The organism is Arthrobacter sp. NPDC093139, assembly GCF_044754165.1.
Lineage (GTDB): Bacteria > Actinomycetota > Actinomycetes > Actinomycetales > Micrococcaceae > Arthrobacter.
The window spans coordinates 206,088-224,651 of sequence record NZ_JBIVOO010000004.1; the positions used below are offsets into that span (position 1 = coordinate 206,088).

The 18,564-nt window shown below is 66.1% G+C and carries 17 protein-coding genes and 1 pseudogene; 9 read left to right on the forward strand and 9 right to left on the reverse strand.

From position 1 onward, the window contains the following. Window positions 1–11: 11 nt before the first annotated feature. Together ACIP90_RS08825 and mnmA are read right to left on the reverse strand one after the other, a co-directional pair. A pseudogene (locus tag ACIP90_RS08825) lies at window positions 12–980 on the reverse strand (ATP-binding cassette domain-containing protein); the annotation flags it as partial. 453 nt (window positions 981–1,433) lie between these two features. Next, window positions 1,434–2,576 (reverse strand): tRNA 2-thiouridine(34) synthase MnmA, encoded by a 1,143-nt coding sequence (gene mnmA / locus ACIP90_RS08830; RefSeq protein WP_400578631.1) that lies wholly within the window; start codon window positions 2,574–2,576, stop codon window positions 1,434–1,436. A 218-nt stretch (window positions 2,577–2,794) separates the two neighbouring features. On the opposite strand from mnmA, the gene ACIP90_RS08835 reads away from it, so the two are divergent. Beyond that, on the forward strand, window positions 2,795–4,048 hold the full coding sequence (locus ACIP90_RS08835) for an NAD(P)/FAD-dependent oxidoreductase (RefSeq protein WP_400578633.1): 1,254 nt from the start codon (window positions 2,795–2,797) through the stop codon (window positions 4,046–4,048). On the opposite strand, the gene ACIP90_RS08840 is transcribed toward ACIP90_RS08835, so the two are convergent. Together ACIP90_RS08840 and ACIP90_RS08845 are read right to left on the reverse strand one after the other, a co-directional pair. After that, window positions 4,027–5,256: a cysteine desulfurase family protein gene (locus tag ACIP90_RS08840; protein ID WP_400578634.1), complete on the reverse strand. Its 1,230-nt coding sequence runs from the start codon at window positions 5,254–5,256 to the stop codon at window positions 4,027–4,029. The genes ACIP90_RS08835 and ACIP90_RS08840 overlap by 22 nt on opposite strands. Window positions 5,257–5,294: 38 nt before the next feature. After that, on the reverse strand, window positions 5,295–5,969 hold the full coding sequence (locus tag ACIP90_RS08845) for a helix-turn-helix transcriptional regulator (protein WP_400578636.1): 675 nt from the start codon (window positions 5,967–5,969) through the stop codon (window positions 5,295–5,297). 90 nt (window positions 5,970–6,059) lie between these two features. Between ACIP90_RS08845 and ACIP90_RS08850 the strand changes: the two genes are divergently transcribed. Next, window positions 6,060–6,476: a hypothetical protein gene (locus ACIP90_RS08850; protein WP_400578638.1), complete on the forward strand. Its 417-nt coding sequence runs from the start codon at window positions 6,060–6,062 to the stop codon at window positions 6,474–6,476. A gap of 7 nt (window positions 6,477–6,483) precedes the next feature. Here ACIP90_RS08850 and ACIP90_RS08855 read toward each other — a convergent pair whose 3' ends face one another. Beyond that, window positions 6,484–7,203, reverse strand: coding sequence for a hypothetical protein (locus ACIP90_RS08855; RefSeq protein ID WP_400578640.1), 720 nt, complete (start codon window positions 7,201–7,203; stop codon window positions 6,484–6,486). 217 nt (window positions 7,204–7,420) lie between these two features. Between ACIP90_RS08855 and ACIP90_RS08860 the strand changes: the two genes are divergently transcribed. From ACIP90_RS08860 to ACIP90_RS08875, 4 genes are all read left to right on the forward strand, one after another. Next, the gene (locus tag ACIP90_RS08860; RefSeq protein ID WP_400578642.1) at window positions 7,421–8,368 is read left to right on the forward strand and encodes a J domain-containing protein; all 948 of its coding nucleotides are present in this window, start codon (window positions 7,421–7,423) and stop codon (window positions 8,366–8,368) included. A gap of 42 nt (window positions 8,369–8,410) precedes the next feature. Then, window positions 8,411–8,878, forward strand: a complete 468-nt coding sequence (locus ACIP90_RS08865) for a tRNA (cytidine(34)-2'-O)-methyltransferase (protein WP_400578645.1) — start codon at window positions 8,411–8,413, stop codon at window positions 8,876–8,878. A 260-nt stretch (window positions 8,879–9,138) separates the two neighbouring features. Then, window positions 9,139–9,744, forward strand: coding sequence for a sigma-70 family RNA polymerase sigma factor (locus tag ACIP90_RS08870; protein WP_400578647.1), 606 nt, complete (start codon window positions 9,139–9,141; stop codon window positions 9,742–9,744). A 1-nt stretch (window position 9,745) separates the two neighbouring features. Continuing rightward, window positions 9,746–10,582: an anti-sigma factor domain-containing protein gene (locus ACIP90_RS08875; protein ID WP_400578649.1), complete on the forward strand. Its 837-nt coding sequence runs from the start codon at window positions 9,746–9,748 to the stop codon at window positions 10,580–10,582. A gap of 45 nt (window positions 10,583–10,627) precedes the next feature. On the opposite strand, the gene ACIP90_RS08880 is transcribed toward ACIP90_RS08875, so the two are convergent. From ACIP90_RS08880 to ACIP90_RS08895, 4 genes are all read right to left on the reverse strand, one after another. Then, on the reverse strand, window positions 10,628–11,404 hold the full coding sequence (locus tag ACIP90_RS08880; protein ID WP_400578651.1) for a PIG-L deacetylase family protein: 777 nt from the start codon (window positions 11,402–11,404) through the stop codon (window positions 10,628–10,630). Between the two features lie 4 nt (window positions 11,405–11,408). Beyond that, a complete protein-coding gene (locus ACIP90_RS08885; protein WP_400578653.1) occupies window positions 11,409–12,362 on the reverse strand; it encodes an electron transfer flavoprotein subunit alpha/FixB family protein in 954 nt (317 codons plus the stop codon). 15 nt (window positions 12,363–12,377) lie between these two features. Then, window positions 12,378–13,178 carry an electron transfer flavoprotein subunit beta/FixA family protein gene (locus ACIP90_RS08890; protein ID WP_400578926.1) on the reverse strand — a complete coding sequence of 267 codons (801 nt, stop codon included), beginning with the start codon at window positions 13,176–13,178 and terminating at the stop codon, window positions 12,378–12,380. Window positions 13,179–13,417: 239 nt separating this feature from the next. Continuing rightward, the gene (locus ACIP90_RS08895) at window positions 13,418–15,055 is read right to left on the reverse strand and encodes a S1C family serine protease (RefSeq protein WP_400578655.1); all 1,638 of its coding nucleotides are present in this window, start codon (window positions 15,053–15,055) and stop codon (window positions 13,418–13,420) included. A gap of 297 nt (window positions 15,056–15,352) precedes the next feature. On the opposite strand from ACIP90_RS08895, the gene ACIP90_RS08900 reads away from it, so the two are divergent. The 3 genes from ACIP90_RS08900 (at window position 15,353) to ACIP90_RS08910 (ending at window position 18,555) form a co-directional block, all read left to right on the forward strand. Beyond that, window positions 15,353–17,407, forward strand: coding sequence for a TPM domain-containing protein (locus ACIP90_RS08900; RefSeq protein ID WP_400578657.1), 2,055 nt, complete (start codon window positions 15,353–15,355; stop codon window positions 17,405–17,407). A 110-nt stretch (window positions 17,408–17,517) separates the two neighbouring features. Continuing rightward, window positions 17,518–18,318 (forward strand): PspA/IM30 family protein, encoded by an 801-nt coding sequence (locus ACIP90_RS08905; protein ID WP_400578660.1) that lies wholly within the window; start codon window positions 17,518–17,520, stop codon window positions 18,316–18,318. A 126-nt stretch (window positions 18,319–18,444) separates the two neighbouring features. Further along, entirely contained in the window at window positions 18,445–18,555 is a 111-nt protein-coding gene (locus ACIP90_RS08910) for a deoxyribodipyrimidine photo-lyase (RefSeq protein WP_400578662.1), read from the forward strand. Window positions 18,556–18,564 lie beyond the last annotated feature (9 nt).

Sequence of the window (18,564 nt, forward strand, 5' to 3'; positions counted from 1 at the left end):
GCACGAACCCGCTAGATACCCAGCAGGGCCCGGTGGTCCTCCCTGCGCCTGGCCTGCTCGGCAGGATCCGGCACCGGGAGCGAGGCAATGAGCCGCTGCGTGTAGTCATGCCGCGGTGCGCCCATCACCTGGTGCCCGATCCCCTGCTCCACCAGCTTGCCCTTGTAGAGCACGCCCACCCAGTGCGACAGCATGTCCACGACGGCAAGGTCATGGCTGATGAACAGCGCCGCGAACCCGAACTCCTGCTGGATGTCCTTGAACAGCTCAAGGACTTTCGCCTGCACCGAAACGTCCAGGGCCGACGTCGGCTCGTCCGCGATCAGCAGCTTCGGGTTCAGGATCAATGCCCGGGCCAGTGACGCCCTTTGGCGCTGTCCGCCGGACAGCTCGTGCGGAAAGCGGTCGGCGTACGACGCCGGCAACTGGACTGACTCGAGCAACTCCCCTACGCGTCTGCGCGCCTGCGCGGGGGTCGGATTTGCGTGGACGATGAGCGGCTCCTCCACACAGTCCCCGATGGTCAGCTGAGGATTGAACGATGCGGCGGGGTCCTGGAACACGAAACCGATTTCCTTGCGGAGCGGCTTGAACGTCCTCTCCTTAAGGTGCAGCATTTCGTAGCCCAGCACGTTCAGGCTGCGGCCGGAAGTGCGGTTCAGGCCCGCGATGGCCCGGCCGATGGTGGTTTTGCCGGAGCCGGACTCACCCACGAAACCAAAAACTTCCCCCTCAGAGACCGTGAAGCTGACACCATCCACAGCCTTGAAGGCAGGAATGCCGAGGCGGCCGGGATACTCGATGGTCAGGCCGCTGGCCTCAACCAGGACCTTCCCGCCCTGACGGGCCCGCTCCACCATCCCTTCCGAGGCCGAATGACGGCCCAGGTGGGGAACGGCTGCCAGCAGCTTCCTGGTGTAGTCCTGCCGGGGTTCGGCGAAGAGTGACTTTGCCGGTGCCTCCTCGACGACGTCGCCGGCGTCGGTGGCGAACGTGACCATGAGGTTGTCAATGGCGAGGACCGGGCCCGTGCCCGTGCCGTGGCGACCCGATACCGACCCGGTGTGGATGCTCATGAGCTTCTCTCTTCTGCTGCGATGACAGCTTGGGCACCTTCGGCTGAAGTGGGTCCGCCGCTGTTGGACCCGTGCAGGCAGTCAGTGCTAAAGCGGCATGCCTGCGAGCGCGATTCTGTTCGTTGAAGACACGCGGAGCCGGCAGGATTTGTGCGGACGGCGCGTTGGCCTGATGCCTTGATTGTGAATGAGACGGTTGCCCGGTGAAACGATGCATCTTGTGAGATGAGACACAAAATTTACCATAGGCAGGCAGGAGTCCGCCGCAGAACCTACTCACGGGTACAGAAGACGGCCGGCGGAAATTCCGCCGCCGTCGTGTGTCCGAAATTGGGTCTGGCTACTTCAGGTGGCCGTCTACTTCAGTTCAGCGCGCTGCAGCGAGCGGGCGGCATCGATGGTGGCCTGGCCGAGGACCCGGCTGCCCTGGTACAGCACCACTGTCTGACCGGGCGCAACGCCCCTCAGGGGATCCGTCAGCGTCACCACGAGGCTGTCCCGTTGCACGCCGCTGTCATCAGCAGCGCGCTCAACCCGGGCACGGGCGGGCACGGGGTCGCCGTGGGCACGGACCTGCGCGTGGCAGTCGAAGTCGGCGCCTGTGTCCACCTCGCCGATGGGCAGCCCGGCCCAGGAAACCTTGATGCCGCGGATCTCGTCGATGGCGAGGAGAGCCTCCGGCCCGACCACCACTTTGTTCTCCTTGGGGCGGATTTCGAGGACGAACCTGGGCTTGCCGTCGGCAGCCGGCCGGCCGAGCTTCAGGCCGCGGCGCTGCCCCACGGTGAACGCGTTGGCCCCGGGGTGCTCGCCTACCTTGGATCCGGTCTCGTCCACGATATCCCCGGCGGTCATCTCGATCTTCTCCGCCAGCCAGCCGGCGGTGTCGCCGTCCGGGATGAAGCAGATGTCATGGCTGTCCGGCTTGTTCGCCACGGACAGCCCGCGCCGTTCGGCTTCTGCCCGCACTTCGGCCTTGGACGGAGTGTCGGCGAGGGGGAACATCGAGTGCTTGAGCTGCTCATGTGTCAGCACCCCGAGGACGTAGCTCTGGTCCTTGGCCCAGTCGGCGGCGCGGTGCAGCTCCGGGTTTCCGTCGGCGTCGTTGATCACCTTCGCGTAATGGCCCGTGCACACGGCATCGAAACCCAGGGCGATTGCCTTTTCCAGCAGGGCGGCGAACTTAATGCGCTCGTTGCACCGCATGCAGGGATTCGGCGTGCGGCCCGCGGCGTATTCGTCGATGAAGTCCTGGACCACGTCCTCCTTGAAGCGCTCGGAGAAGTCCCACACGTAGTACGGGATGCCCAGAACGTCGCAGGCGCGCCAGGCGTCGCGGGAGTCCTCGATGGTGCAGCAGCCCCTGCTTCCCGTGCGAAGGGTGCCGGGCATCCGGGACAGCGCCAGGTGGACCCCGACGACGTCGTGCCCCGCCTCGACGGCGCGGGCGGCGGCAACGGCGGAGTCAACTCCGCCGCTCATGGCTGCTAGAACTCGCATGTAGGCTTTCTGTGGGCTGGTGTGGGGTCGGCAGGGTATCCCCGCCGGTCCGTGGGAGCAGGAGGCCGAACCTGAAGTTGCACTGCCTGCGTCACTATTCTATCGCCCCGGGGAATCTGACCTAAATTGCCTTGACGGCCGCGCCCCACTCTTCTAACGTCAAAAGAACTGGTTTTAGAATGCAGACCGCCTGGCCTGCCTGACGAATCGAGCGGACAATGTCCCCTGAGAGCATCGTTATTGCCGGCGCGGGACTGGCCGGGGCCACGGCAGCACGCACGCTGCGCACCGAAGGATTCCGCGGCCGGATCACCATCGCCGGAGCGGAACCGCACCACCCCTATATCAGACCGCCATTGTCCAAAGAGTATCTGCTCGGCAAGGCCGCGGAGGATGCCGTGGAGGTCGTGCCGGAGAACTGGTACACGGAAAACAACGTCACGCTCCGACTCGGCGTTCCGGTGACCGAGGTGGATCCTGCCGGACACGCCGTCCGCTACGCCGACGGCACGTCCGAGGGCTACGACGCCCTGTTACTCGCCACGGGCGCACTCCCGCGGCCCCTCAAACTGCCCGGCAGTGGACTCGACGGCGTCACCACGTTCCGGACGCTCGACGACAGCCGGCGCCTGCGGGAGCAGCTCTCGGACGGCGGCCGCAATGTTGTCATGATCGGCTCCGGCTGGATTGGCATGGAACTGGCGGCCGCGGCCAGCAGCTACGGAAATCAGGTCACCGTCCTGGGACGGGCGGAGGTGCCGCTCGCAGGCGCCATCGGACCTGACCTTGGCCGGTTCTTCCGGAACCTGCATGAAGGCAACGGCGTGCGTTTCCTGCTGCCTGCCTCGGCGCGCGAGATCACCGGCCACGCGGGCAGCGCCGATGGGGTGCTCACCGATTCCGGCGAGCAGCTGCCGGCGGACATCGTGGTCATCGCCGTCGGCGTGGTGCCCGATACCGCCTTGGCCGGCGCGGCCGGCCTGGAGCTCCTGAACGGAATCCTCACCGACGCCTCGCTAAGGACGAGCGCACCGGACATCTTCGCGGCCGGCGATGTTGCGAACGCCCTGCACCCGTTCACGGGAGAACATGACCGCAGCGAGCACTGGGCAAACGCCCTCAACGGCGGCAAGGTGGCAGGCAAAGCCATGCTCGGCCAAGACGCCGTCCTGGCCGCCATCCCGTACTTCTACACCGACCAGTACGACGTCAGCATGGAGTATTCCGGCTTTCCCGCACTCACGTCAGGCGTCGCGCCGGTCATCCGCGGGTCCCTCGAATCGAAGGAATTTGTCGCCTTCTGGCAGCAGCAGGGACGGGTAGTGGCCGGAATGAGCGTCAACTGGCCCCGCTCCAGCAAACCGAGCGCACAGAAGACCATCAAGGCCCTTATCTCGGCCCGCTCGGACGTGTCAGCTGCAGCCCTGTCCGACCCGGCGGTGCCGTTTGATCAGCTGATGCCGGACGCCTGACGCGCCACGGTGCCGGCCGTCTGGATCGACGATTCATGACCTGCCATGCCGGCCTGCCGGGCGCGGGCGTACGCGTCAGGCAGCGCGGCCAGGAGCGCGTCGACGTCCGCTTGAGTCGAGGGATGGCCAAGCGTGAACCGCTGGGCCCCGCGGGCAGTTGCTTCGTCCAGCCCCATGGCAAGCAGCACATGGGAGGGGCGGGGCACGCCCGCGGTGCAGGCCGAGCCGGTGGATGATTCGACGCCGGCAAGGTCCAGCAGGAAAAGCAGTGAGTCGCCTTCGCAGCCCGGGAAGGTGAAGTGTGCGTTTCCGGGCAGCCTGCCCGGCCCGGGCGCCCCGCGCAGGACGGCTGCAGGGACGGCGTCGCGGACGCCTGCGATCAGCCGGTCCCTCAGCCCGGAGATCCGGGCCGACTCCGCGGCCAGGTTCCTCGTTGCGGCCTGGGCGGCAGCAGCAAATGCCGCGATGGAGGCAGTATCCAGGGTGCCGGAGCGGACGTCCCGCTCCTGACCGCCACCATGCTGAACAGGCGTGAGTTTCACCGCCCGTCCCAGAAGCAGGGCGCCAACCCCCACCGGTCCGCCGATCTTGTGGCCGGAGATGGACATGGCGTCCAGGCCGGTCTCCTTGAAATCCACGGGAATGGAACCGAATGCCTGAACGGCGTCGGAGTGGACAGGCACCCCTGCACCGTGCGACAGCTCGACGATTCGCCGCACCGGCTGAATGGTGCCCACCTCGTTGTTTGCCCACATGACGGTCACGAGGGCGATTGACTGAGGATCACGGCGGAGTTCGGCTTCAAGGACGCCGAGGTCCAGCACTCCGTTCGAGTCCACGGGCAGCCAGGTGACGTCGGCACCTTCGTGCCGCTCCAGCCACTCGACGGTGTCCATAACGGCGTGATGCTCGACGGCGGAGCAGAGGATCCGCCGCCGCCCCGGGTCTTCAGCGCGCCTGGACCAGTAAAGTCCCTTGACGGCGAGGTTGTCGGCCTCGGTTCCGCCCGAGGTAAAGATGACCTCCGACGGATGCGCGCCTGCGGCTGCGGCAATGATTTCCCGGGCGTCCTCCACGGAGCGGCGGGCCCGTCGTCCCGCTCCATGCAGCGATGACGGGTTTCCGGTCCGGGCCAGCTCGCGGGTCAGCGCGGCCAACGCCTCGGCGGCTATGGGTGTGGTGGCGGCATGATCCAGGTAGGCAGGCACGGGTTAATTCTACCTGCGGGGCATGGCGCCGCCCGGCGCTATGGCCTGATCCTGGCGCAGCAGCGCCCCGCGGACCGGTCCTCTTCCACCTTCTCTTCAGGCACGCCGCAGGCGGAAGCGGCGCCGCTGAGAAAAGCGCCGTTCATGGCGCACACCACGTCCGTGTGGGCCTCAGCCAGCCGATGGAACGGACAGTTCAAGAGGACGATTCCTCCCTGCCCATCGGGAGCGGGGCGGTATCCGACCTGGGTCAGCAGTTGCTCCAGTGGCCCTCCCCCGCCTGCGGCAGCCTGCCCGCGGGAGTAGGCCGTGGCGAGGAGAGCCTCGCGGACGGAAGCACCGCCCGACATCGACGACTCGATCGCCGACGCCAGGAGTTCCCCCGCGAGATCGTAACTCCGGTCGGGGACGGACGCACCCACTTCCGCAAGTGCGGGACGGTACAGCTTGGCCGGGCGGCCCGAGCCAGGGCCGCCCTTGCCACTGAGCTTCCTGAATTCGACGGCGAGGAGGCCATCGCGCACCAAGCGGTCAAGGTGGAAGGACGCCGTGCTTCGTGGGAGATCCAGAGCTCCTGCGGCATCGTCACGGCCCACGGCCGAGGGCGCTGAGGCGACGTACTCGAAGAGGCGCCGCCGGGTCGCATCCCCCAGCGACGCGAGCGCAGCGAACCGCTCCCCCCACGACAGCTTCGTACCTGATTCACGGGTCATGACTCCAGCGTATCTCTAAAAACAAAATTCATTGCTAAACCCTCGCAAGAGATCTAAAATCAAGCTACCTACTTTTAGAAGGAGCGTGTCATGAAAACATCAGCATTGATCGGAAAGGGCCCCACCGGATCGTTGGTGCAGGAGCCGGCTCGCCAGGCATTCCTGCTGCTGCGAACCGTCTTCACGGTGGCACCGATCCTCTTTGGCCTGGACAAATTCCTCAACCTGCTCACCGACTGGCCGATCTATCTTGCTCCTGTTGCGACGGCGGTAATCCCGGTATCTGGGCAGACCTTCATGTATGCCGTGGGGGTCGTGGAAGTCCTCGCAGGGCTGCTGGTCGCATTCCGTCCCCGGATCGGCTCGCTGGTGGTGGCGGCCTGGCTGTTGGGGATCATCGTGAACCTGCTCATCCTGGGCAACTTTTATGACGTTGCCCTGCGCGACTTCGGCCTCTTCGTGGGTGCAGTCGCCCTGAACCGGATTGCCGTGGCCTCGGGAAAGTAGCCGCCAGCTACTCAGCAGGCGGCTCAACCGCCAGCCAGCGTCCAACATCTCCCCGGGCGGCGGCAAGAGCGGGAGCCGATGGGCAGGCCAGCGTGACGAAAACGGATGAACCCGCCTGGCCGAAGACCCTGGCAAGCATGGTGGCCCTGCCCTTGGGCAGGGCCGCACGCTCAAAGACCAGCACATCAACGGTCGGTCCCGGCTTGCCAGCCTCCCCGCCCCAGCGGAGGACGTCCGCCTTCAAATACTTCGGCAGGATGGTGGGATCGAGATAGGCGAAGAGCCTTTCCGTCGATTCCCGGTCGTTGCCTGCCACAAGCGGCCACTGGTTGGTCCGGACCTTGGCCGCAGCCAGGCAGCCGTCGGATTTCCTGTACTCGCTGGCGCCTCCGGCCGGGGTCCCGGTCCGCCGCCAACCCGGCGCTTCCGCCAGGCCCTCAGACACCTGCACGGGAACGCCACGGGCCAACGTGGAGCCGGCGGAAAACGGCATGCTGCGCGCGGCGACGGCGGCGGCGTCGTGACCGGGGGTAACGGTGGGAGCGGCGGGCCGCCGGCTGGCAGGCGCAGTCTCCCGGGCACCGGGATCGGGGACCCCCACGCTGCATGCGCCCAGCACAGTGACGGCCACCGCGGCCAGCACTGCCCTCGCGGCAAGCGCCCGCCCCCTCTGGAAGGACCGCCTGCCCGCCGGGCCACTGCGGCGCGGATCGCTAAGCCCGGCCATCAACACCTCACAATTTCCTCCGCGAATGGGCATCCGGCAGAAGCCCGGGCGCCTTGGTCCTTCGAAGAGTCTAAACGCCGCCGGCCGGCCCTTATGGCCGGCCGGGAACCCGGGCTACAGGCATGGACGTTGTCTGACTAGTCCGGCAATGCCGGCCGATATGCTTGGCAGACCGGGCGGCGTGCGTGCGCTGGCAACATCAACCGAAGGACCGTGCTTGACCGAGGGAAACAGCTCCCATTACGAGGTACTCCGCGTCCCCGTGACCGCCACGGACAAAGAGATCAAGGTGGCCTACCGCAGGGCAGCACGGGTCTCGCATCCGGACCACGGCGGTGATGCCGCCGCCTTCCGGCAGGTCACCCTTGCCTATGAAACGCTGATCGACCCCCGGCGACGCGCTGCCTACGACCGCTCCTATGCGACAGGAGCCAGGCACCGGAGCAGGGAGGGCGCGGACGAGGCCCGTTTTGATGCGCCGGCGGCAGGAAGCCATGCCTCTGCGACGATCCACCGGCCCGGTACTCCGCGGAACACGTCCGGCGACGATCCGGTCTACGTGCCTCCGTTTGATTCGCCCGGCGCTGTCCCGCTGATCCCCTTCGACGTGGCCAGCCGGCAGGTCCACGGGATGCCAAGGAAGCGTGGCATCTTCGGAGCCGAAGCCCGGATCCAGCGGGAAATGCGCACTGTCCAGCTCATCAGCCGGCAGGTCCTCCCGGCCATTCCGGCAGCCCGGCTGGTCAACGGGCTGCAGTCTCCCGCTGACAACAGCCACATCGATCACGCAGTACTCTCGGGCTACCGGCTTGCCCTGATCGGGTCCATGCTCCTGCCCAAAGGCGCCTACGCCTGGGACGGGGCAACGCTGAAGCATGGCAGCCGGTCCATCGCTCCCCCGCAGCTGACGCATGTTGTCTGGGCGATGCAGGACATCTTCCCCGAACTGAACGTAACCGGCTGGACCGTGGTCCACAGCCCCGACGGCAACCTTCACGAACCGGTCATCGACCACCACCGGCGGTCCCGTGCTTCCTCCGACGTGGTGCAGGTGGTGAACGCCGCAGGGCTCGCCAGGGGCCTCAAGCAATTCCTCGCTTCCGGCCCGGCCCCCAACACTGTCAACGTCCCGGTGCTGGCCAGGCTGCTGAGGGGGATGCACTGAGCCAGAACCGGTCCAAGACTCTCCCGGTACTAGGATTGAACAGTGTTCCGCATCCTCTTCCATACCCCTGAAATCCCCGGCAATACCGGCAACGCGATACGCCTTGCTGCCATTACGGGGGCCGAACTCCACCTCGTTGAGCCGCTGGGCTTCGATTTCTCGGATGCAAAGCTGCGCCGGGCTGGGCTCGACTACCACGACCTTGCAGTCGTGACCGTTCATCCGGACCTCGAGTCTGCATGGAAAGCCCTGCAGCCGGAGCGGGTCTTTGCCTTCACGTCCGACGGCGAAAAGTCGTACACGGACATCGCGTACCGGCCAGGCGACGTGCTGCTGTTCGGCCCGGAGTCGGTGGGCCTGCCGGAAAATGTGAAGAACGATCCCCACGTGACCTCGAGGGTGCGGCTGCCCATGCTGCCCTCCCTGCGGTCACTGAACCTGGCCAACGCCGCATCCATCGCAGTGTACGAGGCGTGGCGCCAGCAGGGCTTCGCCGGCGCCAAGGTCTGACGGGCAAGGCTGACGGGCAAGGTCTGACGGACCAGGTCTGAGGGGGGCGCGGTCTGACAACGTCCAGCTCTGACACCGCCCAGGCACCCATCCGATGCGCCACCCGCACCGAATCACTGCTGAGGTCAGATCCCAGGGATGAGGAGCGGCAGGTGAAAACACTACGTCCGGGCAAGCCAACACCGGGTTTTGCCCGCAACAGTGCTGCCGTCTCCGGGCGGGGCCCACAGGGGACGTCCGGAGACCTATGCTTGACAGTGATGGAAACTCCCAACGCGCCGAAGCTTGGCGCCCCAGCGCCGCCAGGCAGCTCCGTTGACCTGAACGGCCAGCTGGCGGCATTGCTGGAGCGCATCGCCACCGGCGACCAGCAGGCCTTCGCCGAGTTCTACCGGCTGACCTCCCGCCGGGTATATGGCATGGCCAGGCGCGTCCTGATCGATCCGGAGCTCAGCGAAGACGCCACCCAAGAGGTTTTTCTGCAGGTCTGGCAAAACGCCGCCAAATTCGACTCCGCCAGCGGAAGTCCCCTGGCATGGCTCATGACCATCTCCCACCGGCGTGCCGTGGACAAGGTGCGGTCATCGCAGTCTTCCAGTGACCGTGAGGCCAGGTACGGCGCCAGCAGCCAGGACATCGACCACGATTCCGTGGCTGATGAGGTGGACAGCAGACTGGAAGCCGAAGCCGTGGCGCGGTGTCTGGGAACGCTTACGGAAACGCAGCAGGAATCCGTGCGGCTTGCCTATTACGGCGGACTGACCTACCGGGAAGTTGCGGAAAAGCTCGACGCTGCCATACCTACCATCAAGTCCCGCATCCGCGACGGACTGATTCGACTAAAGAACTGCTTGGGGGTGAGTTGAAATGAGCGAAACGAACGATGCGAACGGCCGCCGGATGCCTCGGGGGTTCGCTGCCGACATTTCCACTGACCTGACCGCCGGCCGCGCGGTGGAACTCGCCGAAGTTTATGCCCTGGATGCCGTGAGTGACGCGGAGCGGCGGGCCATCGAAGAGTACGTCAGAACCGCTCCGGAGTCCGAGCGCGAGTCCTTCAATGAACGCGTCCGCCAGGCCAGGGAGACACTGGCCATCGCGTTCGCCGCAGAGGAGGAACCTCCCGCAGACCTCTTCGGCCGGATAGTCGCCCAGCTTCCGGAGAAGCCTGCCGCGGAGCATGCTGCGGCACCGGCCGCACAGCCACCTGCGGCGGATAATCTTGCTGCAGCCCGGGAACGCCGTAACAACCGGCGCCGGGCCTCCGGTATGCGGAACTGGCTCATTGGCGTTGCTGCAGCCGCCGTCATCGCCCTGGGCGGCGTCGGCGTCGGCGCGTACATGGCCAACCAGAATGATCCGCTGACCCAGGTCCTCCAGGCGCAGGACGTGCGCCAAGCGACCGTCGAGGTCAGCGGCGGCGGCACGGCCACCGTGTCCATATCGTCGTCGAAGGACGCTTTGGTCGTACGAATGAAGGACGTACCCGCGCCCCCGCCCGGCAAGGTGTACCAGATGTGGCTGATTCCGAAGGACGGATCCACTCCGGTTTCCCAGGGGCTCATGGACGAGGAAGCACTGTCAAAGCCTGCAGTGGTCAAGGGCATCAGTTCCGCTGCCGCGCTCGGCATCACCGTGGAACCGGCCGGCGGTTCAGCTGCCCCAACATCGCCCACGGTCGCTGACGCACCGCTCAATGCCTGAGCGGCGCGTCGGCATCCGGCATCGCGCCGGTGTTGACGCCTTGGCCTAAAAGCCGGCGATCGTTCCCGGGCCGTTGATGGCGACGACGTGGAATGCCTCGGCGCTGCGCCCTTCGGGCAGTCCGGCACGCTGCGCGTTGAGCACCATGCCGTTCCGCACCGTGTTCTCCATGGCGGTGGCATCGGGATGCTGGCTGACGTGGACATGGAGCGCGGCCAGTTTGCTCTCCACATGCTCAGTGACGTCAACGAAATGGTTTTCCCGCTCCTCCGGCCCGGCAAACAGCCAAAGCCACGGGACCTTGTAGGCATCCAGCCCCGACTCCGCGAGTTCTGGATACGCGTGGGGGTTTTCCGCGGCGGGGTAGATCGCCCGCGTCACCGCCTCGCCCACTGCCAGGTGGTCGGGGTGGCTCTTCTGGATGCGGTTCCAGTTGCGCTCGGGATGCAGGGACATCACGACGTCGGGACGGATTTCACGGATCAGCTTCACCACTCCCCACATCACCAGATGGTTCGGTTCGAGGAACCCGTCCCGTTCGTGGAGATAGTGGATGTCGGTGACCCCGACGAGCGCTGCTGCGCGCTCCTGCTCGGCCGCCCGCAGGGCAACGATTTCTTCCCGGTGGGCCGGGTCGAACCCGCCCGCGTCGCCGTCGGTCATGATGCAGTAGCTGACCTCGACGCCGGCGGCGGTCCAGGCAGCGATGGTGCCTGCGGCACCAAAGTCGATGTCGTCAGGATGGGCCGCGAAACAGAGCACCCGTTCAACCCGGTGCTTGTCCGGGTTGAACGGGCTCTGTGCTGGAGCTTGGGCGGTCAAGGAATCAGCCCTTGCGCTTCTTGATTTCTTCAGTGGCCTGCGGGAGTACCTTGAAGAGGTCGCCGACGATGCCGAAGTCCGCGATTTCGAACACCGGCGACTCAGCGTCCTTGTTCACGGCAACGATGACCTTGGCCGTCTGCATGCCGGCCTTCTGCTGGATGGCACCGGAGATTCCCGCTGAGATGTAGAGCTGCGGGGAGACGACCTTGCCGGTCTGGCCCACCTGGGCGTCGTGGCTGATCCAGCCCGCATCGGTGGCCGCGCGGGATGCTCCCACTGCTGCGCCGAGTGCGTCAGCCAGTTCCTCGACAGGGGTGAAGTCCCCGTCCAGGCCGCGGCCGCCGGCCACCACGATCCGTGCATCCGTGAGGTCCGGGCGTCCGCTCGCGACCTTCTGCTCGCGGGCGGTGATCCGGGCAGCCGTGGCGGCCGCATCGGCGGGAACGTCAACCGTCACGGTTTCGGGCGTTGCCGGCGCGGCAGCCGGCTCGGGGTTCACGCTGTTGGCCTTGACCGAAAACACGCTGACAGGCGTGGTGGCCTTCGCCGCGGTGGCGTAGGACCCCGCCAGCACAGACTTGTGGGCGGTGCCGTCGGCGTCGATTGCGACGACATCGGTGATCACACCGGCGCTCAAGCGGATTCCGAGCCGCGCCGCGATTTCCTTGCCCTCGGGGGAGTTTTCCAGCAGCACCCTTGTGGCGCCGGACTTGTCGACCGAAGCCGCCACGAACGCCGCTTTGGCGGCCACGAGGTAGTCGTCCAGGTCCTGCGCGGACGGCCGGTAGACGGCGGCGGCACCGTAGGCAGCCAGGGTGGCGGCGGCGTCGTCGTGAAGTTCGCCGTTGACCGCGACGGCGGTCTCCCCGAGGGAACGGGCGATGGTGAGGAGTTCCAGGGTGCTCTTCTTGAGGGCCTGGCCCGGGTTGTCAATGAATACAAGTGCGTTTGCCATGTGATGTGATCCCTCTCAGAGCAGCTTCTGGGCGGCCAGGAAGTCCACCAGCTTGATGCCGGCGTCGCCTTCGTCCGTGATGATGGTGCCGGCCGTGCGCGGCGGGCGTTCCTCGGCCGACGTCACTGTGGTCCACGATCCGGCGTGGCCCACCTGGGACGGATCGACTCCGATGTCAGCCAGCGAAAGCGTGGTGATGCTCTTGCGCTTGGCGGCGATGATGCCCTTGAAGTTGGGATAGCGGGGTTCGTTGATCTGGTCCGTCACCGAGACCACTGCGGGCAGGGAGGCCTCCACGGTTTCGGAGTGGGTGTCCGCGTCACGGCGCGCGGTGACCCGTCCGCCGTCGACCTCCAGGGAGGAAGCGAAGGTCACCTGCGGAAGTCCGAGACGCTCGGCGAGCTGGGCCGGCACGAGGGATGTTTCACCGTCGGTGGACGCCATGCCGGTGAGGACCAGGTCCACGGGGGTGTCAGCGCCGAGGTGCCGGACTGCGGCCGCGAGTGCGAGGGACGTGGCGGCGGCGTCCGAACCGGTGAGTGCTTCATCCGTGAGGTGAACGCCCTCTGTGGCCCCGATCTGCAGGGACTTCTTGATGGCGTTCACGGCGCCTGCCGGCCCCATGCTGAGCGCGATCACCTTGTTGCCGGCTTTGCTTCCGCCGCGCGCCTCGATCAGCTGCAGCGCCGCCTCCAGGGCGTATTCGTCCAGCTCGGACAGGATGCTCTCGTCGCGGTCTGTCGTGTGGCCCTCGCCAGTGAGGTGCCGGTCAAACTGGGCGTCCGGCACATGCTTGACCAGGACGATGATCTTCAATGTCTCTTCCACTGTATTTACAGCAGCCTTCCATGCTTGTGGATAGCCAGCCGGGTGAGGTCATGGCCGCGGAACGCCCGGGGTACGGGTAGCTCCTAGCTAACCATATAGGGGCGTGCCGATGCCGCCCCGTGTTAACGCCTGTGTCAGCCTGGCGCCTGGACTGACGCACAACGACGGCGGGACCCACCTTTCCGGTGGGTCCCGCCGTCGCAGGTAGCGCTTCTGCGGGAGTTGCCCTACTGTTCGGCTGCGGCTCCCAATGTCACGTCGAGCTGCTGTTCGCGACCGTTCCGCTGAATGGTGATCTTGACCGAGGCACCTGCCGGCTGCTCGCGGACTGCCGCGGTGAGCTGGTTCGGGTCACTGATGGCAAGGTCATTGAAGCGTGTGACAACGTCGCCGACCCTGATGCCTGCCTTGGCAGCCGCGGAATTCGCTTCCACTGTGGCGACATCCGCCCCAATGGAGAAGCCCGTGGTCGAATCCGTGGAGGACTTCTCCTTGACGCTGACTCCGAGCTGGCCATGGGTGGCCTTGCCGTTTTCGATGATTTCCTGGGCCACGCGCTTGGCGTGGTTGATCGGGATGCTGAAGCCGACGCCGATGTTGCCCGTCCCGGTCGCCGCCGAGCTGCCGCCGGCCGATGCGATGGCCACGTTGACGCCGATGATCTCACCCTTGCTGTTCACCAGTGCACCGCCGGAGTTGCCCGGGTTGATGGCGGCATCTGTCTGGATCACGTTGATGGCGATTGAGCCCTTGTTCGCCGAACTTTGGCCCTGCCCCTGGCCCGGAGGCGCGAACTCGAAGCCCTGGTCACCGCCCTGGGAGCTGTCCTGACCGTCCTTGGGCGCTGCCGAGGAAGCGACGCTGATGGTTCGATTGAGGGTAGAGACGATGCCGTCGGTGACTGTGCCGTTGAGGCCAAGCGGCGAGCCGATCGCCACCGCGGTATCGCCGACGTTCAGTTTGCTCGAATCGCCCAGCGTGGCGGGGGTGAGTCCTGAGGCGTTGTCCACCTTGATGACGGCGAGGTCGGACAGCGGGTCAGTTCCAACGAGTTTCGCGGACAGAACCCGGCCCTCGCTGGTCCGTATTTCAATGTCCGCGTTGGCGACGGTGCCGTCCAGCGTCACCACGTGGGTGTTCGTCAGGATGTGCCCCTGGTCGTCGATGATGACGCCCGAGCCGGTGCCGCCTTCGCTGCCGCTCGTGGCCTTGATGGTGACAACGCTCGGCGTTGCCTTGGTGGCCGCCGCCGTGATGGCGTTGACGTCATCCTTGTTGTTGACGATGACAGTCCCGGGCTGGCTACCTGTGCTGACTGTCGGTGCGGTCCCGCCGTCGAACAGATTTCCGGCACCTACCGTTGCCACGCCGCCGCCCACGAGGCCTGCGGCGAGGATGCTGGCAACCAGGGTGCCCACGCCAAAGGTGGCCTTGCGTTTGGGGGCGTTAGCGCGGGTGTCCGGAAAGGCGGAGTGGGCGGCGTACTGGGCGTGCACGGGCTGGTGGCCGTGCGCGCCGGCGTGCTGGGGTGCATGCTGCGGCGCAGAAGCGAACTGCTGGGTCGCAGGACCGGAGTGCTGGCCATAGAAGGGAGCATGCTGCGGGTATTCGGGACGCGGTCCGGTGCTGGGCTGGTGCTGCCCGTTGCCAGGCCCGTGGGGTCCGTGGCCCCGGCTGTCCCCCGCTTCGTCCGGCCGGTCCAGCCGCAGGGTCGGGTTCTCCTGGAGATCCCGGGTTTCCTGGCTGTCCTGGTTTTCCCCCTGCTGGAGACCCTCCGGGCGCGCCGGCCGAGCCGTCTGATCAGCGGGCCGCCCTGCAGGATCTCGGTTCTCAGGAGCTGACCCCGGTAGTGGGTTCTCAGTCATTGGACTTCCTTTCATCCTTGTCTGTATTAACTATGGACGATCTGACTGAAACTTGGACGGGCGTTTGCTGTGAGCTTCCTGAGCGCGCAACGACCCTGCGATTTTGGCGGTCCCGCATGCGTGAAAGCGCTTTTCGCTGGTGGCATATTCCCGGCCGTGGACGGCCCCTTTGGTGCACCATAGAATCAAGAAGAATTGCCACAGCGACCTGCGGCTTTACACCCGGCGTGGGGGCGCTGCTGCATTCTGAGACGGCTGTTTCATCCTGAACCAGTCGCGGCGTGCTGAAGGGTTGCCATGCGGTCAATGTTGAAACGTGTATTCGCTGTGATCGGCCTGACTGGAATGCTGGCGTTTCCCGCCACAGCAGCCTGGGCCGAGAACCCGGTCACACTCGATCCTGTCACCAAAATTGTCGATACCGCCGGTGTACTCGGCGGCAAGAAGGCCGACGTCGAAACGGCCATCAAGAAACTCGGCACGGACCACGCCATGACACTGCATGTCGTGTACGTCAAAAAATTCGAGAACCCCACAGACCGTGTCGCGTGGGCTGCCGACGTCGCCAAAAAAGCGAATCTGGGCGCGAACACGATGCTGCTCACCGTGGCGACCGATACGCGGCAGTACCAGCTGAGCAAGCCATCGAACAGCAAAATCACCAACGCCCAGCGGGACAACATCCGGGACAAGGCAGTTGATCCCCAGCTCCGCAACGGTGACTACGCCCAGGCGGCTATCAATGCCGCAGCTGCCATCGGCGACGCAGCCGGCGGCGGAAGCGGCAACGTTCCGTCCGGCGACGGTGCGGGCGCCGCAGTGCTTGTTGGTGTGGGTGTTGTGGCCGCCGGCGGAGCGGGAACGTACCTGTACCTCCGCAACCGGCGCAAGAAGGCCGCCCAGGCCTCCAGTGCCAGCTACGGTCCGCAGGGCGCCGAGCTCGATCCCCTTGCTTCGCTCAGCGTTGAGGAACTCCGCCGCAAGAGCGGTTCGCTGCTGATCGAAGCCGACGACGCCATCAAGTCGAGCGAGCAGGAACTTGGCTTCGCCGAGGCGCAGTATGGCGAGGCCGCCGTCGGAAACTTCACGAAGGCGCTCGAGGAGGCCAAAGCCCACATGTCCGAATCGTTCAAGCTGCAGCAGCAGCTGGACGACCACATCCCGGACACCGAAGAGCAGCAGCGCACCTGGCTGGGCGAGATTATCCGCCGCTCGGAAGCTGCCCTGGCGTCCCTGCAGGAACAGAAGGCCGACTTCGACTCCCTCCGCGAACTCGAAAAGAACGCGCCGCAGGCGCTGGCCGCCGTTGACTCCGGGGCAGCCGCCGCCGACGCGAAGATCACCAACGCTGAGCGAACCCTCTCCGAGCTGCGGGGCAAGTACGCCGAGAGCGCACTCGTCCAGGTGGCGGACAACATCACCCAGGCCAAGGAACGGCTGGCCTTCGTGCAGAACGCCAGCAGCACCGCGCGCGAGAAGCTGGATGCGGGCGAGGGAAGCCTGGCCGCTGTAGCCGTCCGCGCCGCTGAGGAAAGCCTGCACCAGACCAACGTGCTCCTCGACGCCATTTCGAAGGTGTCCGGCAACCTGGACGAGGCCCAGAAGGGGCTCGAGGCCGCTGTCGTGGATACCTCCCAGGACCTGGCCCAGGCCAAGGCCCTGATCCAGTCCGGTGCACACCCGGAGCTGGCCGGTCCCGTGGCAGGCGTCGAGGCGGCTCTCGCGCAGGTGAAAACCGAGATCCAGGGTGGCCGGATCGACCCGATCGCCACGCTTGAGCGGGTGGAAACCGCCCACCAGTCGCTGGACCGTTCGCTGAGTGGCATACGCGACCAGCAGGAGCAGGCCCGCCGTGCGCAGGCCTCGCTGCAGCAGACCATCATGTCCGCGCAGGCGCAGATCAGCGCCACCTCGGACTACATCACCGCACGGCGCGGCGGCGTGGGGACGGAAGCCAGGACCCGGCTCGCAGAAGCACAGCGCAACCTCGACTACGCGCTGTCCATTTCACGGAATGACCCCGTCACGGCTCTCACCTACGCCCAGCAGGCCCACGCCCTGGCTGCCCAGGCCGCGCACGTGGCTCAATCCGACGTCGACAACTTCGGCGGTTACGCCAACCAGGGCTACGGCCGTGGCGGCATGTTCGGCGGCGGCGGAGGCGGAGGCCTCGGCGGCGCCATCCTGGGCGGGATCCTGATCAACTCCATCCTGAACGGCGGCGGCGGAGGCGGCTGGGGCGGCGGCCACAGCGACGGCGGAGGCTGGGGCGGCGATGGCGGCGGCTTCGGAGGCGGAGACGGCGGCGGCGGAGACTGGGGCGGCGACTTCGGCGGAGGCGGGGACTTCTAGCCCGCAAAGAGACTCCGCCGGCCCGGGCCCTTCCGGACGGCGGGTAGAAGCGGTATATCAACTGATCACTGGATTCAGTGGGAAAACTGAGCAGGACGAAAGGTAACACCATGGTTAAGCAGTCCATTTTTGGCCGCATGGCGCAGCTCGCAAAGGCGAACATCAATTCCTTGCTCGATCAGGCCGAGGACCCGCAGAAGATGCTGGACCAGATGGTGCGGGACTACACCAACAACATCGCCGAAGCCGAGTCGGCAGTGGCGCAGACCATCGGTAACCTTCGGATGCTGCAGCAGGACTACAACGAAGATGTGAAGAACGCCCAGGACTGGGGCAACAAGGCTCTGGCAGCGTCGCGCAAGGCCGATGAGTACCGCAGCGCCGGCGACACCGTTGACGCCCAGAAGTTCGACAACCTGGCCAAGGTGGCGCTTCAGCGACAGATCGCATCTGAGAACGAGGCCAAGGCCGCCGAGCCCAGCATCGCGTCGCAGGCGGAGGTTGTGGACCGCCTCAAGACCGGGCTGGACCAGATGAAGGGCAAGCTGAACCAGCTCACCAGCAAGCGCAACGAACTGGTGGCCCGCTCCAAGACCGCGGCGGCCCAGTCCCAGGTGCACGACGCCCTCAAGAGCATTGACATCATGGACCCCACCAGCGAAGTGGGCCGCTTTGAAGAAAAAATCCGCCGCGAGGAAGCAAAAGTACTCGGCCAGCAGGAGCTCGCCGCGTCGAGCCTCGATGCCCAGTTCAACCAGCTTGAAGACCTTGGCGAGCAGACCGAGATTGAGGCCCGCCTGGCTGCGCTGAAGTCCGGCGGGGCCAAGCCTGCCATCGGCGCGGGGGGTGCGGCGTCCGGTTCGGCAGATGTCGGTTCGACCGTCGACGAGGCCGATTTCGACAAGCTGTAGGACCCCGGAACGCGCGCAGGAACTCAGAGCAGCGTGTAGGAACGAAGAGCAGAATAGTTGGTACGGAGAAGGCCGGGATCTGAGGATCCCGGCCTTCTCCGTACCCGCGGCATGTAGCGTTGGGCCATGGCTTCAACGATTGACTGGCTCCGGGACGACCTTCGCCTCGACGACAACCCGGCCCTTTCCGCCGCAGCCTCACGCCCGGACAGGATGACTGGTCTACATCCTGGATGAGGACTCCCC